At 72.9% G+C, this 13650-nt stretch carries 13 protein-coding genes and 11 tRNA genes; 3 read left to right on the top strand and 21 right to left on the bottom strand.

What is annotated here, in order from left to right; genetic code table 11:
• Window positions 1-107: 107 nt before the first annotated feature.
• Window positions 108-593: a permease-like cell division protein FtsX gene (locus tag Aau02nite_RS28990; RefSeq protein ID WP_212991758.1), complete on the top strand. Its 486-nt coding sequence runs from the start codon at window positions 108-110 to the stop codon at window positions 591-593.
• Here the strand turns inward: Aau02nite_RS28990 and Aau02nite_RS47505 are convergent.
• The 16 genes from Aau02nite_RS47505 to Aau02nite_RS28915 all read right to left on the bottom strand — a co-directional run bounded on the left by Aau02nite_RS47505 (window position 590) and on the right by Aau02nite_RS28915 (window position 5685).
• The gene (locus Aau02nite_RS47505) at window positions 590-724 is read right to left on the bottom strand and encodes a hypothetical protein (RefSeq protein WP_281421050.1); all 135 of its coding nucleotides are present in this window, start codon (window positions 722-724) and stop codon (window positions 590-592) included. The genes Aau02nite_RS28990 and Aau02nite_RS47505 overlap by 4 nt on opposite strands.
• A 51-nt stretch (window positions 725-775) precedes the next feature.
• On the bottom strand, window positions 776-2062 hold the full coding sequence (locus Aau02nite_RS28985; protein WP_212991757.1) for a hypothetical protein: 1287 nt from the start codon (window positions 2060-2062) through the stop codon (window positions 776-778).
• Window positions 2055-2666, bottom strand: a complete 612-nt coding sequence (locus tag Aau02nite_RS28980) for an RNA polymerase sigma factor (RefSeq protein ID WP_246595525.1) — start codon at window positions 2664-2666, stop codon at window positions 2055-2057. The genes Aau02nite_RS28985 and Aau02nite_RS28980 overlap by 8 nt, the downstream gene beginning before the upstream one ends.
• Window positions 2667-2755: 89 nt before the next feature.
• Window positions 2756-2826, bottom strand: a tRNA-Cys gene (locus Aau02nite_RS28975).
• 5 nt (window positions 2827-2831) lie between these two features.
• Window positions 2832-2904: transfer RNA gene (locus Aau02nite_RS28970), tRNA-Arg, on the bottom strand.
• Between the two features lie 6 nt (window positions 2905-2910).
• Window positions 2911-3432, bottom strand: a complete 522-nt coding sequence (locus tag Aau02nite_RS28965) for a hypothetical protein (protein ID WP_212991756.1) — start codon at window positions 3430-3432, stop codon at window positions 2911-2913.
• A 54-nt stretch (window positions 3433-3486) separates the two neighbouring features.
• A tRNA-Asn gene (locus tag Aau02nite_RS28960) sits at window positions 3487-3560 on the bottom strand.
• 5 nt (window positions 3561-3565) lie between these two features.
• Window positions 3566-3639, bottom strand: a tRNA-Glu gene (locus Aau02nite_RS28955).
• Between the two features lie 43 nt (window positions 3640-3682).
• Window positions 3683-3755 (bottom strand) — tRNA-Ala (locus tag Aau02nite_RS28950).
• Between the two features lie 8 nt (window positions 3756-3763).
• A tRNA-Thr gene (locus Aau02nite_RS28945) sits at window positions 3764-3836 on the bottom strand.
• An 11-nt stretch (window positions 3837-3847) separates the two neighbouring features.
• Window positions 3848-3920: transfer RNA gene (locus Aau02nite_RS28940), tRNA-Leu, on the bottom strand.
• 5 nt (window positions 3921-3925) lie between these two features.
• Window positions 3926-3999 (bottom strand) — tRNA-Gln (locus tag Aau02nite_RS28935).
• 68 nt (window positions 4000-4067) lie between these two features.
• Window positions 4068-4142 (bottom strand) — tRNA-Gly (locus Aau02nite_RS28930).
• A gap of 199 nt (window positions 4143-4341) precedes the next feature.
• Window positions 4342-4415 (bottom strand) — tRNA-Glu (locus Aau02nite_RS28925).
• Window positions 4416-4510: 95 nt separating this feature from the next.
• Window positions 4511-4583 (bottom strand) — tRNA-Trp (locus Aau02nite_RS28920).
• Window positions 4584-4866: 283 nt separating this feature from the next.
• Complete coding sequence (locus Aau02nite_RS28915) at window positions 4867-5685, bottom strand: isocitrate lyase/phosphoenolpyruvate mutase family protein (protein ID WP_212991755.1); 819 nt, start codon at window positions 5683-5685, stop codon at window positions 4867-4869.
• Window positions 5686-5773: 88 nt separating this feature from the next.
• Between Aau02nite_RS28915 and Aau02nite_RS28910 the strand changes: the two genes are divergently transcribed.
• On the top strand, window positions 5774-6763 hold the full coding sequence (locus Aau02nite_RS28910; protein WP_246595524.1) for a zinc-dependent alcohol dehydrogenase: 990 nt from the start codon (window positions 5774-5776) through the stop codon (window positions 6761-6763).
• A gap of 9 nt (window positions 6764-6772) precedes the next feature.
• Here the strand turns inward: Aau02nite_RS28910 and Aau02nite_RS28905 are convergent, their stop codons facing one another.
• The 4 genes from Aau02nite_RS28905 to Aau02nite_RS28890 all read right to left on the bottom strand — a co-directional run bounded on the left by Aau02nite_RS28905 (window position 6773) and on the right by Aau02nite_RS28890 (window position 10027).
• Window positions 6773-7747 carry a hypothetical protein gene (locus tag Aau02nite_RS28905; protein ID WP_212991754.1) on the bottom strand — a complete coding sequence of 325 codons (975 nt, stop codon included), beginning with the start codon at window positions 7745-7747 and terminating at the stop codon, window positions 6773-6775.
• 149 nt (window positions 7748-7896) lie between these two features.
• Window positions 7897-8406: an SRPBCC family protein gene (locus Aau02nite_RS28900; RefSeq protein ID WP_212991753.1), complete on the bottom strand. Its 510-nt coding sequence runs from the start codon at window positions 8404-8406 to the stop codon at window positions 7897-7899.
• Window positions 8403-8762, bottom strand: coding sequence for a metalloregulator ArsR/SmtB family transcription factor (locus tag Aau02nite_RS28895; RefSeq protein WP_212991752.1), 360 nt, complete (start codon window positions 8760-8762; stop codon window positions 8403-8405). The genes Aau02nite_RS28900 and Aau02nite_RS28895 overlap by 4 nt, the downstream gene beginning before the upstream one ends.
• Before the next feature lie 59 nt (window positions 8763-8821).
• Window positions 8822-10027, bottom strand: a complete 1206-nt coding sequence (locus Aau02nite_RS28890) for a DUF418 domain-containing protein (RefSeq protein ID WP_246595523.1) — start codon at window positions 10025-10027, stop codon at window positions 8822-8824.
• 64 nt (window positions 10028-10091) lie between these two features.
• Between Aau02nite_RS28890 and Aau02nite_RS28885 the strand changes: the two genes are divergently transcribed.
• Window positions 10092-10874 carry a TetR/AcrR family transcriptional regulator gene (locus Aau02nite_RS28885; protein ID WP_212991751.1) on the top strand — a complete coding sequence of 261 codons (783 nt, stop codon included), beginning with the start codon at window positions 10092-10094 and terminating at the stop codon, window positions 10872-10874.
• Here Aau02nite_RS28885 and Aau02nite_RS28880 read toward each other — a convergent pair.
• Window positions 10852-13608, bottom strand: a complete 2757-nt coding sequence (locus Aau02nite_RS28880; RefSeq protein ID WP_212991750.1) for a hypothetical protein — start codon at window positions 13606-13608, stop codon at window positions 10852-10854. The genes Aau02nite_RS28885 and Aau02nite_RS28880 overlap by 23 nt on opposite strands.
• Between the last annotated feature and the right edge of the window lie 42 nt (window positions 13609-13650).

The following is a 13650-nucleotide window of genomic DNA, read 5'->3' as shown; positions in this document are numbered from 1 at the left end:
GGCCGCCGCCCGGATCCGAACCGCTCCCGCATCGCCTCATCGTCGCAGCGCCCGGCCGGTTGATTCGGGCAGGCGTCGATCCTTCGTCAGGGCTAGCATGACTCACCGTGCGCGCCTTGAAGATCGTTGTCGTCCTGTTGCTGGCGGTGGCCGGGGTCACCGGATGCGGTCTGTTCGGCGATGACCCGGGCCCGTCGCAGGACGAGCAGATCCAGCAGATCCTGGACGAGAACGCGTCGTTCACGGTGATGCTGAAGCACGACGCCACCGCGGCGCAGCGCCAGAGCGTCGAGACGGCGGTGCGGGGCCTCCCGGGCTTCACCGGTCTCACGTTCACGGACAAGCAGGAGGCGTACGAGAGGACCCGGCAGCTCTTCTCGGCGAACCCGGCCGGAGTGGACGAGATCGGCCCGGAGCACTTCCCGGAGAGCTTCGAGGTGCGGATGACCGACATCACCGCGGTCCGGAAGGTCCGCGACGCCCAGGCCCCGGTGAAGAACCTGCCCGGCGTCGATCAGCTCGTCTTCGCCTGCCTGACCGTGGCGGAGTGCAAGGACCGGTACTCGCCGAAGCCGACCGCCTCGCCGTCCTAGGAGATGCCCCGGTCCCGTCGCCGCCGGACCACGAGCCCGGCGGCGACCAGGAGGGCGTCCAGGACGAGGTAGACGCCGGCCACCAGCCACCAGCCACCAGCCACCAGCCGCGATGCAGTACCGCCCGGCACCAGGTCCACCGGACGAAAACGGCGCCGAGAGCGGGCGGCAACAGCGGGTCCTCAGGAGCTGATCATGGCGCTGCCGAGGGGACGGCCTTGGCTGTCGAGGGCGCTGATGCGGCTACGGTCGCCGTCCGGGCCGGCGCCCTCGTTCAGGCCGATCCCGGGGAGGATGAACGTGCCGCCGGTGACCGGCGCGGTGACCGCGGCGCGGTGCGGCCGGCTGATGCTGACCGTGGCGACGCGCGGGTCCTTGACCAGGCCCGTGACGGCCACCGTGTCGCTCGCCGAGGCTCCCTGCGACGTGGCGCGGAAGCCGTAGAAGACGGTCCGGGTGAAGAAGAGCGCGTTCCCGTCGGCCTCGGCGGTGCGCAGACCGCTGCTCGCACCGCCCTCGTCGACCGTCACCGTGGGGGTGCCGGGAGCTCCGGGGGCACCGCGGCGGACGCATACCGCGAGCAGGTCGTGGTAGCGGCCGAGCAGGATCCGTTCGTTGTCGTTGAGCGCCAGGACAGCGCCCGGCTGCCACGCGTGCGGGTCCACGATCGGCGGGGTCGCGCCGCCGAGACAGTCGGCCAGGCCGCGGCCGGCCGCCGACGACGCGTCCCCCGCGGGCTGCGGGCGATCCGTACGAGGTGTGACGGCTCGCGGGAGGTCGGCGGCTTCCACGACGATCGAGGTCGCGCCGGCCGTGAGCCGCAGGGAGCCGATGGTTCCGGAGAAGGTGTTCGGGAGCACGAACACGCCGTCGCGGGTCACCGCCGGGTTGCCGCTCTCGGTCATCGGGTCCGGCGTGCCCGGGTCGAACACGGTCACGTCCCCGGTCCCCGGGCCGGTCACGCCGGCCACGGTGCCGAGCGCTGACACGTACGTGATCCTCGGGGTGCCGTCGCCGGCAGCGGAAGCGGCGGCAGACAGGGCGACCGTCGCGGGCGTGAGCTCACAGAAGCGCGCACCGGACCCGGTGCGGTACGCCACGACGGTGTCGCCCCGCGCGGAGACCGTCAGGATGGGCTGCCACCGGGCGGCTTCCCGGCCCCCGGCGGCCGTACAGCGCCGGGCCGCGTCCCTCGGCGCACCACTACGCGCATCGAACATCTGCTCGGGCGGCACAGCCTGAAGTTGGGGAATCTCCGCTCCGGCGGCCGGTGTCACGTCCGTCCGCGAGCCCACCGTGAGCACCGCGGCACCCAGCGGGACGGCCAGGACGGTGAGGGCGAGCGCGAGGGCGCCCACGACAGCCCGGCCCGAGCGGGGGGCGAGACCGGCCTGCAGGCGGCGGCGTGCGTCCCGGCGTACGGTCGCCGGCAGTGGACGGTGCGCGGGCAGATCGCCGAGATCAGGCATCGGGGTCCTCCAGGACGAGGTCGTGCAGGCGGGCCCGGGCGCGGGCGAGACGGGAATGCACGCTGGACGCCGAGATGCCCCACATGGCGGCGGCGTCGGCGACCGGGGTGCCGCCGAGCAGGCACAACTGGACGGCTTCGCGTTCGGCGCGGGGCAGGCGGTCGACGGCGGCGAGGACGCGGCGCAGGCGGTCCCCGGCGGCGTCGTGCTCGGCGAGGCGTTCCGCGTGGTCGGGGGTGTCCGGGGCGAGCAGCCGGGGCAGGGCGCGGAACAGGCGGGCGAGCCGGCGGCGCTCACCACGGCACACGTTGGTCGTCACCACGTACAGCCAGGGCAGGGCGCTGCCGTGGACCAGGCGCAGGTCACGGCGGCGGCGCCAGGCGGTCAGGAACACCACGGACAGCAGGTCGTCCGCCTCGCTCCAGGACGCGGTCAACCGGTACGCGTAGTTCCACACCGCCTCGGCGTGGCGCTCGTACAGGACGGTGAAGGCGCCGTGGTGCCCGGCGGTGATCAGCGGCCACAGATCCTCGTCCGCGGCGGAGGCCACCAGCGCGACGCCCGGGTGCACCACGATGTCCCCCAGGCCGATTGAGTAGGTCACGTCTCCTTGTGGCCGCGGCCCGGACGTCCCTGCATTCTCGTCGCGAGACCCACGTCACAGTAGGCACTCCCCAGTGGATGACAGCCTCGAGGCCGAAGCCGGATTCGAACCGGCGTGTCCCGTGTTGCAGACGGGCCCCTGACCACTCGGGCATACGGCCGTGCGTGCCCCCGGCTGGGATCGAACCAGCGGCCCCCGGATCCGGAATCCGGTGCTCTGTCCGCTGAGCTACGAGGGCAGACCATCAGTTCTTGTAGATTCGCCGATGCCACCAGGGCAGCGGGTCGCCATTCCAACTCGTCCGGGGAAGGGAGTCGGGAAGGGTGCGGCGCCGGAACTCGTCGTCGAGGCGGCTCAGCAGTCGGCGCATCTCCATGCGGGCCGGCGGTGGCAGGCGACGGGTCACGGCCTCCAGCGCGTCCCGCACGACCGCCAGATCGTCGTACTGGCAGCCGGGACAGGCGGGACAGAGCGACGCTTCGAGGCGGAGCTTGTGTCCGGGCTGCCGGAGAAACTCGCGATACTGCGCCAGGAAAGTGGCAGTGTGCCCGGGACGGATGTGTTCGCTGAAGAGGTCGGAGTCGTAACCCTTTCCGTCCTGGGCGTACCGACCCAGACAACCGCCGAGCTCGACCGCTCGGACGACGGCGGTGGCGGCGGGAGACAGCCGGTCGATGGGACCACCGCCTTCGCCGGTCCACTGGCGGACGGCACGACGGGCGGCTGGTGGTGTGGCGCGGATCGCGCCCGGCCGCTTACGCGGCATGACCCTTTCGGTCGATCATCATGGCGCCATGCTCCCACACGGGCCGGGGATCTGCTCCGGCGGAAGGACTCGAACCTTCACCTGTACGCATTAACAGTGCGCTGCCCTGCCGATTGGGCGACGCCGGACCGTGCAGCGCGGACGGGATTCGAACCCGCACATGTCCCGGGCGAAAACCGGGCGACTCTACCTTTCGTCCACCGCGCCGAGGCGGGTTCTCCCTGACCGCCGCTACCGGCGGTTTCCTGCGTGGACCCGGCCGGAGTCGAACCGGCCACCTCCCGCTTGCGACACGGGCGCTCTACCAGATGAGCTACGAGCCCAGGTGTTGAGCCAGCGGCGGGACTCGAACCCGCTACCTCCCGATTACGAAACGGGTGCACGACCGGTCGTGCTGCGCTGGCGTGATACTGCGTGCCCTCGGCGCGATTCGAACGCGCACTGGCGACGTCCTCAACGTCGGGCCTCTGCCGTTGGGCTACGAGGGCGTGAGCTGCGGGCGGAGGATTCGAACCCCCGACCTCCCGGTTCAGAGCCGGGTGTGCTGCCGGATTGCACCAGCCCGCAAGGGGGCCGGCGAGGTCGCGGCCCCGCCGGCCGGGTGCAGCGCCACGTGAGCGCGCTGCCGGAACGTGTGGAGCGGCTGCCGGGGCTCGAACCCGGGACCTCGACGATGGCAACGTCGCGCTCTACCACTGAGCTACAGCCGCATGCCCCGCGACAGGGGCGCCGGGAGGGGGTGGTGACCTTCCGCGTTGGCCGGGTTGCGCTCTTCCCGGCCGGCGAGCCGCCACGGGTCGAGACCCGTGGTAGCCGGCGCGCGGTGTCCCCCGCCCCTTCCCGGCTCCGGGCGGCCGTCGCCGGGCCGGCGCGTCCGCCGGGCCCACCGGGCCGCCAAAGGTGGTGCCGTCGCCCGTCCGGGGGTCGAACCCGGTCCTCCGGATCGAGAGTCCGGTGGTCTACCTCCCTCAGCCTCACGGGCGTCACCGCCGCATCCGAGAGTGCGGCGGACGTTCTGCTGTCATCCACTGTGGAGTTTTCAAACACCGTTGCCGCCGGCCGGAACCGGGGCGTGGAGCACGGGCGGCAGGAGTCGAACCCGCAACACACGGCTTTGGAGACCGTTGCTCTACCGATTGAGCTACACCCGTAGGGGGATACGAAAAAGCCGCCCGGCCCGTGAGGGCGTGGGCGGCGGCTGTGCCGAGGTGCGCTAGCCGCGCCGCCTACCCGATTCCTGCTGGCCGTTGTTCCGGCCGCTGACCGCACCGAGCCGTCCGGTCAGCTCCACGCCAGCCTCGCGACACGGCGTGAGCCGGCGCGCGGTGTTCGAGGGCTGCCACAACATCTCGGTCTCCTGACCATCTCGGTGCGTTCGGTGTTGATCCATACGGTAGGGCCCGCCCCGCCGGGCGGACAACCCATTAACCGGCCTCAGGTGTCGATCCTGTCGGTGCCGCGCGCGACGGCGACATCAGCCGCCGGCCAATCGGTCACCGTCGCGAGCGCGGCCAGCGGAATCCGGTCCACTCCCTCGGCGTCGCCCTCGTCCAGGATCGCGCGGTAGGTCAGCGACGCCGCCCGCAATGCCGCGAGCACAGCAGCAAGCGGGTGCAGCACCAGGCGTACCCCGAAGCCGGCCAGCTCCGCGCCGGTCAAGCGCCCGCGGCCGCTCGCGCTCTCGGATCGGCTCACCACCAGCGGTACGGCGGGCAGCGCCGCTCGCAACCGGCCGAGCCCCTCCGCCTCGGAGATGTCCACCGGGAGAACCGCGTCCGCGCCGGCGGCCGCGTACGCCCGGCACCGCTCGATCGTCCCGGTGAACCTGCCGCTGCGGACCCGCGCGATCACCGCGATGCCGGGTGCCTGCGCGGCCAGCGCGGTGATCCGGGCGGCCGACCGCACGGCGTCCGCGCCGTCGTCCAGGATGATCCCGCTGATCCCGGCCCGCTGGTAGGCGAGCGCCGTCCACACCGCGTCGTCCGGATTGTCGTAGCCGATGTCCGCGTCGGCGAGCAGCGGCACGCCGTCGAGCGCCGGCGTCAGGGTCGCCGCGCGGTCCGCGATCTGCGTGGCCGGGGTGAAGCCGAGGTCCGGCCGGCCCAGCATGGTAGCGGCGATCGCCTGCCCGGACAGGTGCACGGCCCGGTGCCCGGCCCGGACCGCCAGCGCGGCGCTCGCCGGATCCCAGACCCCTGGTACGTGGGTGAGGCGGTCGGCGGCGAGCAGCGCCCGCAGGTCGGCGGCGGTCATGGGCGGGGCACCGCGGCGTCGTTCATGTCCCGATCATGACTGGTGCATCGGCAACTCGCGATCCCCGCAACGGTGTTAGCGTCCATCCGTGACCGAGTTCAGCATGCAGGTGGCCCGTCTCCATGGCGCCGGGGACGTGCGGTTGCACGCCGAGGACCGTCCCGCGCCCGGCAGCGCCGACGTGCGGTTCGTCGAGGTGACCTCGGTCGGCATCTGCGGCTCCGACCTGCACTGGTTCACCGAGGGCGGGATCGGGGACGCCGTGCTGGCCCGGCCGCTCGTGCTCGGCCACGAGATGGCGGGTGTCATCCGGGGCGGGCCCGAGGACGGGCGCCGGGTGGCGATCGACCCGGCCATTCCGTGCGGCGTCTGCGAGCCCTGCCGGGAGGGGTACGGCAACCTGTGCCCCCAGGTGGTCTTCGCCGGGCACGGCTCCTGCGACGGCGGCCTGCGCCAGTTCCTGACCTGGCCGGCCGACCGCCTGCACCCGCTGCCGGACGGCCTCTCCGACGACGACGGCGCCCTGCTCGAACCGCTCGGTGTCGCGCTGCACGCCCTGGACCTCGCGCACCTGCGGATGGCTTCGACGGTGGCGGTGGTCGGCTGCGGACCGATCGGCCTGCTGCTCGTTCAGCTGGCTCGCCGGCACGGCGCCACCCGGGTGCTGGCCGCCGAGCCGTTGGCGCACCGGATGGCCGTCGCCGCGTCGTTCGGGGCCGAGGCGGCCGACGCCGACGCGGCCGGTGTCGCCGACGTGGTCTTCGAGGTGTCCGGCTCGGATGCGGCCGTGGACACGGCGCTGCGGCTGGCCAAGCCCGGGGCCCGGGTCGTGCTGGTCGGCATCCCCGACGGGGACCGCACCTCGTTCAGTGCGGGGCTCGCCCGCCGGAAGGGCCTGACGCTGGTCATGGTCCGCCGGATGGGCGAGGTCTACCCGCGGGCGATCGACCTGGCCGAGCGGGGCCTGGTCGACCTGGCGCCGATCGTCTCCGACGTGTTCCCGCTGAGTGCGGTCACCACCGCCCTGAGCGCGGCTGCCGCCCGTACCGGACTGAAGGTTCTGATCCATCCGAATTGATCCCGGGTCTCAGGACGCCGCCCAGCTGGCCGAGGTCACCGCGTCGGAGGCGACCAGGTCGTAGCGGTTCTTGGCGGCCGACCAACCCGGGGAGGTCAGCGTGGCGCCGGCCTTGGCCTTGCGGGGCGGGCCCGCGACGGTGGCGGTCTTCGCGCCACCGCGCAGGCGGAGCCGGACCGGGGTGCCACCCGCAGTGCGCACGATCAGCTCCCCGACCGTGCCGCTGACCGAGATTCGTACGGTGCCCTTCGGCTCGGGCAGCTGCAGAACCAGCTGGTTGGTGCCCCCGGTGACCTCGATGCCGGCCACGCCGCCGGTACGCATGTCGATGAGCTGCTCGGACGAGCCGCCGGCGAGCTTGAGGGTCCACGCCACCTTCGAGTTGAGCTGGATCTCGGCCCCCACCGTCCCGGCCTGCCCGGTCGGGGTCAGCTCGAGCCGGGAACTCTTCTCCGTCTCGGTGAGAGCGGGGATCGCGCCGCGGTCCGTCGTGGCGATGTCGAGCAGGTTCTCGCCGAGATCCACGCCGCGGACGCGCAGCACCGCCGAGGCGCCGGCCACCTCGAACCGACGCGTCCGCACCGCGCCGAGCGGCGCGGTCACCCGGTGCGCGGCCTCCGGCCACGGCTGCTGGAGCGTGCTCGGCGACGGCACGACCGGTGGCGGTTCGGTCTGCGCGCCCGCCGCCGGCCGGTAGACCGGGTCGAACGCGGCCGTCTGCCCGAGGACGACGCCCACGGTCAGCGCCACGAGCGCCACGGTGAAGACCCAGAGCCGCCAGGGGCGCCGGGGCCGTTCCTGGTAGACGATCACCGCGCGGGCGACCACCATCGGCGGTGGCAGCCGGGGCGGCGACGCGGAGACGAGCGGAAGGACCTGCGTCGGCTCGGTCACGGCAGCGCGCGGCTCGAACCAGTCCCGGCCGTCGGACGCGTCCGGGCCCGGCGCGGACTCCGGCGGTCGCTTGCCATGCCTGCCGTTCACCGTGGCGCCTCCGCTCGCCGGGTCCCTGCACCCGGCCTCACAGTGATACGGATCTCAACCGGCTTCGGATCGACGGTCGTCAGCGCGTTCTGCGGAAGATCAGGGACGGGTGGGCCGCGGGCGCCCCGCGGCGCCGCGCGGCCGGCCGGTCACGCCGGGTCGGTCTGGGTCAGCAGCCCTTCGTAGTACGGCTTCATCGCCGGGTAGTAGTCGCCGAAGTCCGGCGTGGGCAGGCCGTCGCGGGCCGCCACCAGCATGTCGAGGTAGTACTCCCAGCCGGGTCCCATGTCGCCGGCCTCGGCCGGGTTGTCGAGGTGGTGCACCAGCCGCAGCTCGGTCCGGCCGTCGGCGTGCGACAGCAGCAGCTCCAACCGCTGGTTGCTGGACTGGTCGATCATCGACACGGCCAGGCGCCGCGGCGGCTCACACGCGTCGATCCGGAAGTCGAACCACGGTGACTGCTCCTCGAAGGCCATCTGCACCTTGATCGTGGCTCCCGGGGCGGCATCACCTTGCCACGCGCCGAACCAGCGGGCGGTGCGGTCGGATTCGGTCACGCTGGCCCAGACGTCCTCGATGGGCGCCCGGAACGTGCGGTTGACGACGAGGTCGGCGCCGTCGGCGGTGGGAAAGAGCCGGCCGATGGGTGAACTGGTCATGCCGTGTTCTCCTGTCGTTGATCCGTCGTGGCACCCCGGCGGCGCTCACGACGGGTGCGATAGACCTCGGTCTCCAGCGCGTCGAGGCGCCGCTCCCAACCGGCGGCGGCGAACTGCGCGAGCCACCCGATCAGGTCGGCGAACCGCGACGGGTCGATCTCGTAGACGCGCCGGCGACCGACGAGCGTGTCGCGGACCAGCCCGCTCTCCCGCAGCACCCGCAGGTGCCGGCTGACGGCGGGCCGGCTGATGGCGAACCGGCCGGCGATCTCCCCCGCGGGCAGCGACTGCTCCCGCAACATCACCAGGATGTCCCGCCGCACCGGGTCGGCGATCGCCGCCGCCACCTCGTCCACCGCGGAAGCGTAACCAGTGTGTTACGCGTTTGGCAAGGAGGGATCATCGCCGGCGCTCGTCAAGGTCGGGGGACGGTGGCGGGCCGGCCCTCGACGGCGGGGACGACGAAGGCGGGCCGGCGCGCGTTCGTCAGCCAGCGCAGCACCCACTCGACCGGGCCGTAGCGGAACCGCCGCAGCCACACGGCACTGACCACCAGCTGGACCAGGAACACCGCCACGGCGTACGCGAACAGCGCCGGCGGCGACAAGGTGCCGGCCAGCCCCAGGCCGATGCCGGTGAACGTCAGCAGGCCGATCGCGGACTGGCCCAGGTAGTTGGTGAGGGCCATCCGGCCGGCCGGGGCCAGCGCCGCCCGGACCGCCGCCGTACCCGGGTGGTGCATGATCCGCAGCAGCGTCGCGACGTACGCGGCCGCCAGGGCCGGCGCCGTGGCGACGCTGGCCGCCACCCCCAGGGTGTTGGTGTTGCCGCCGGCGGCGGCGTAGGTGATCGAGCCGAGCAGGCCGACCGGGAATCCGATCCACTGGATCCGGCGCAGGGCGGGCATCCCGCCGGAGATCCGGGTCAGCCACTCCCGGCGCCCGGCGACCATGCCGAGCAGGAACAGGCCCAGCGCGGTCGGGCCCTGCAGAGTGACCGCCTGCAGCACCAGCAGGGGCAGACCGGCCAGGTGCTCGTCGAAGTTCGGCCCCCAGCCGCCGAGCAGCGCCCGCGTCGACGCCTCGGCATTGGCCAGTGCCTCGGCCTCACCCGGCAGGAAAGCCGACCGGTCCACGACCATCGCGGCCACGATCAGGCTGGCCAGCACCAGGGCGTAGAGGCCGGCCGCGATCGCGATCGCCGTACGGTCGGTCACGTTGCGCAGCAGGAGCAGCGCCAGGCAGGCCACCGCGTACGTGGTGAGGACGTCACCGCCGTACAGGAAGAGGATGTGCAGGCCGCCGAGCACGAAGAGGCCACCGATGCGGCGCAGCATGCGCCCCGGGAAGGCCGCGCCGGCCCGCCGTGCCGCCGCCATCTGCAGGGTGAAGCTGTAGCCGAAGAGGAACGAGAACAGCACGTAGAACTTCATGTCGATGAGGACCGAGGAGAGCGTGCGCACGGCGTGGTCGAGCCCCGAGTCGAAGGCCGGGTCGGTGACCAGGTTTCCCGGATAGCCCGAGGCCATGAAGGTGACGTTGACGGCGAAGATCCCGAACAGCGCGAAGCCCCGCAGCGCGTCCACGTCACGGACGCGCCGGTCCGGCGTTGGTGTGGTCACGATCAGCCTCTCATTACTGTGTACGTTATACAGCGTATGAGATACAGAGTCGCGGAGATCTAGAGTGAGCGCAAGACCCGCGGGTGCGAACGAGGAGACTTTCAACGTGGCGGAACGCAGGCTTCCCCCCGTGGTGGCCCGGATGTGGGGCCGGGAGACCACCCCCCGCCACGGGCCGCGGCCCAGCCTCGACCTGGCCCGCATCGTGGCGGCCGCCATCCACGTCGCCGACCGCGACGGCCTGGAGGGCGTGAAGATGAGCAGCGTCGCCGCCGAGGTCGCGATGGCGACGATGTCGCTGTACCGCTACGTCGGCAGCAAGGACGAGCTGCTGATCGTGATGGCGGACGCCGCCGTGCCCGAGCCACCGGCCTACGACGGCGGGAACTGGCGGGCGTATCTGACCGGCTGGACCCGCGCCAACCGCGATTTCCTGCTCGGCCGGCCCTGGCTGCTGGCGCTGAACCAGCACACCCCGCCGACCGGACCCCGGTCACTGCGCTGGCTGGACCGCGCGCTCGCGGCGCTGGCCGGCACCGGCCTGGGCTACGGCGAACGGATCAACATCGCGGTCGCGCTCACCAACTACGCCGCCCGGCAGGCTGCCATGGTCCACGCCATGACCGGCACGGCGACCGCCGGCAGCGAAGCGATCGCCGGGCTCACCGAGTACGGCGACATCCTCGGCGAGGTCCTCGATCCGGAGGGCTACCCGGAGCTGACCGCCGCCGTCCGCGAGAACGCGTTCGGGAGCGCCGACCAGTGGATCGACGATGCCGACTTCACCTTCGGCCTCAACCTGCTCCTCGACGGCATCCAGGCCCTCATGACACGGGGGCGGGACTAGGACCGCGTACCGCCGGCCGCCGGCATTCCGCCGTCCCCGGCAGCCCCAGCGCGCCGTCCAGCAGGTCCTGCAGCAGGACCTCGTACGCCGGGTCGGACAGGTATCCGCTGTGTCCCCGGGCCGCCAGCCGGGGCACGTCCGGCGAGTCCACGATCGTGGCCGGATCCCGCAGCCGCACGTCCGCACCGATCGCCCAGTAGCGCGGTTCCGGGCATTCCCCGGCGGGTCTCCGCCGGCTCGGGCAGGGATCGGTGCAGCCGCATCGGACGACCGGCCGGTGCTCGGTGCAGGCCGGGTCGCAACCCATGGTGAGCCACTCGGTGAGGTCCGGGCCGAACTTCTCCCCGGCCTTCGGCACCTGCCAGGACAGCACCGGGCCGCCCAGCGGATCGGTCCACCGGAACGCGTTGAGCCAGCGCCGGCGCAGGCCGGCGGTGCAGACCTCGCTGATGCGGGCGAACCCCAGGTACGACGGGAAGAACCGGGCGTAGAGGAACTGCAGCTGGGAGCCGTACGTGATCATGTGGAGCCGCTCGGCGGTGACCCGGGACCGGGCGAAGTTCAGGTCGTCCTCGGCTCCCCGCTCCCCCGCCTTGCCGGCCGCCTGGTCCAGGATGACCGCGCACGCCGCCAGCGTGATCACGCTGCCCTGGCTGTGTCCGGACAGGACCACCTGGTCGGCCCGCGCGCCCTTGGGCACACCGCGGTTGGCCCACTGCGAGGCCCGGCCGGCCAGCGCGAGGACGGCCCGGCCGCCGTACGGCGGCGGGCACAGCGGGTGGCCGACCCGCGGCCAGAACGACAGCAGATCCCAGATCACCCCGACGGTGGTACGCAGCCCGGCCCGTCGCCACGTGCCGAGCCCGAGCACCACCAGCCCGGTCGCGCCGAACGAGACGACCACCACGCCGAGCTGACCGAGCGGGCCGGTCGCGTTGCCCATCAGCGCGCGGGGCGGCTCGTCGGACGCGGCCAGCAGCCAGGCGCAGGCGCCCGCCGACACGATCACCGCGAGCCCGCCCAGAGTGGCGAGCAGCCCCAGGACATGGTGGTAGCGGTAGCGGATCATCGCGATCCGCCAGCGGCCGGCCACCCGCGCCTGGGCCCGGATCAGCTTCTCGTTGTCGGTGTAGTCCTCGCTGAGCAGGCGCCGGAAACTGTCGCGGCCGGTGAAGAAGACCACGAAGGCGACCGCGAGCACCAGGACCAGACCCACGATGAGCCACTCCGCCTGCCGGGACAGCACGTCAGGACCCGGGTGGGCCAGCACTGCCCAGGCCGCCGTACCCCCGGCGGCCAGCAGAGCCGGCACCAGCAGCCACCACATCCGCCGGCGCAGCAGCCACGCGGCCAGCGGCAGCAGCGCCACGACCAGCACGACGGCCAGGGCACCCCAGACCGCCGCCATGATCCAGTAGACCGCCGCGATCTCGATCTGCTGCGGCTGCGTCCGCGTTCCGTCGACCACCGGGTCACCCAGCGCCCGGGCGGTCCAGAACACGGCGGCCGCGCTCATGCCCATCCCGGCTGTCGCGCCGAGCGCCGCACCGAGCCAGCCCGCCATGCCGAAGTAGAAGGGCCGAAACGACACCGGAATCGTCGGACGGTCACCGTCGCCGAGCCGCAGCCGGCGGCCACCCGACCCGTACGCGAGCAGCGCACAGACCCCGAGCAGCACCAGCAGCACCGCGCCGAGCAGTGCGAACACGCCGTTGGCGACCGCGGAGAAGATCGCGCCCACCTCCTGCGGCGCCGCGGGCGTGACGTGGTCCAGCCCGATCGCGGCCAGCCCGACGGCGGCCAGGGCGGCTGCCGCGGTGGACAACCGCATCGCCCGCATGCCCGGCCGCAGGGCCACCGGGTCGCGGCCGTCGGGGACAGCCTCCGTCTCCTTCGGCATGGGGTTGCGGATGACCTGCCACACCCCGCTGACCAGGCCGGCCGTCAGGACCGCGGCGACGAGCGCGCACGCCACCGTGAAGACCGCGTGCTGCCCGGCCCAGACGCCGGGGCGGCCGAGCATGGCCAGCGCCAGCAGACCCGCTACGGCGCAGCCGGTCCACACGTGCGCGGCCCGCTGCCAGGACGTCTGCGCGGAGGCGCCGCGCCAGAAGCCCGGATCACCGAGGTCGCCGTTGCTGCCCCGGCGCTGCCGCCGCGCGACGCCCGGCGGGTCGTGCGGGAACGACAACCGGTCGAACTGCCAGAACACCACCAGGACCGTGATCGGCAGCAGCGCGCCGACCAGCTCCCGCACGCCCGGCGACCGGCCGGCGTACCAGTCGAGCGGCCCGAAGCCGCCGGAGCACGCGCCCGGGCCGCACTGGCGGGCCAGCACGTTCCAACCCAGATAGCAGGTGGTCACCACGATCGTCACGGTCAGCACCAGGCCCAGCAGCCGGATCACGCCGTCGGCCACCCCGTCGCGGGTCCGCCGCCGCTCGGGCATCAGCAGCGCGAAGCGGGCCACGTTCACCAGCGCGAACGGCACCAGCAGGAGCCACAGCGCCCGGGACGGTGATCCCGCGGTGTACCGGCCCCAGTGGTAGCCCTCGATCACCCGGCCGGACGGGTGCGCCCCGCTACGCCGGAAGATGCGCCCGGCGTCGTCCCCGGCGACCTGAGCCGGCCACGGGTCGTCGAGAACCGACTCGATCGGCGTACCGCTGACGCCGTGCACCCGGATCTCGACGACTCTGTTCTCGACGTCTCTGTCGTGCGGTTGCGGGACCATGCCCGTCCTCCTGCCGCGAATCCAAGCCCTTCACTATCCGTC

The sequence above is a fragment of the Actinoplanes auranticolor genome (assembly GCF_018332655.1).
Lineage (GTDB): Bacteria > Actinomycetota > Actinomycetes > Mycobacteriales > Micromonosporaceae > Actinoplanes > Actinoplanes auranticolor.
This window is presented reverse-complemented; position numbering and strand designations above follow the sequence as displayed.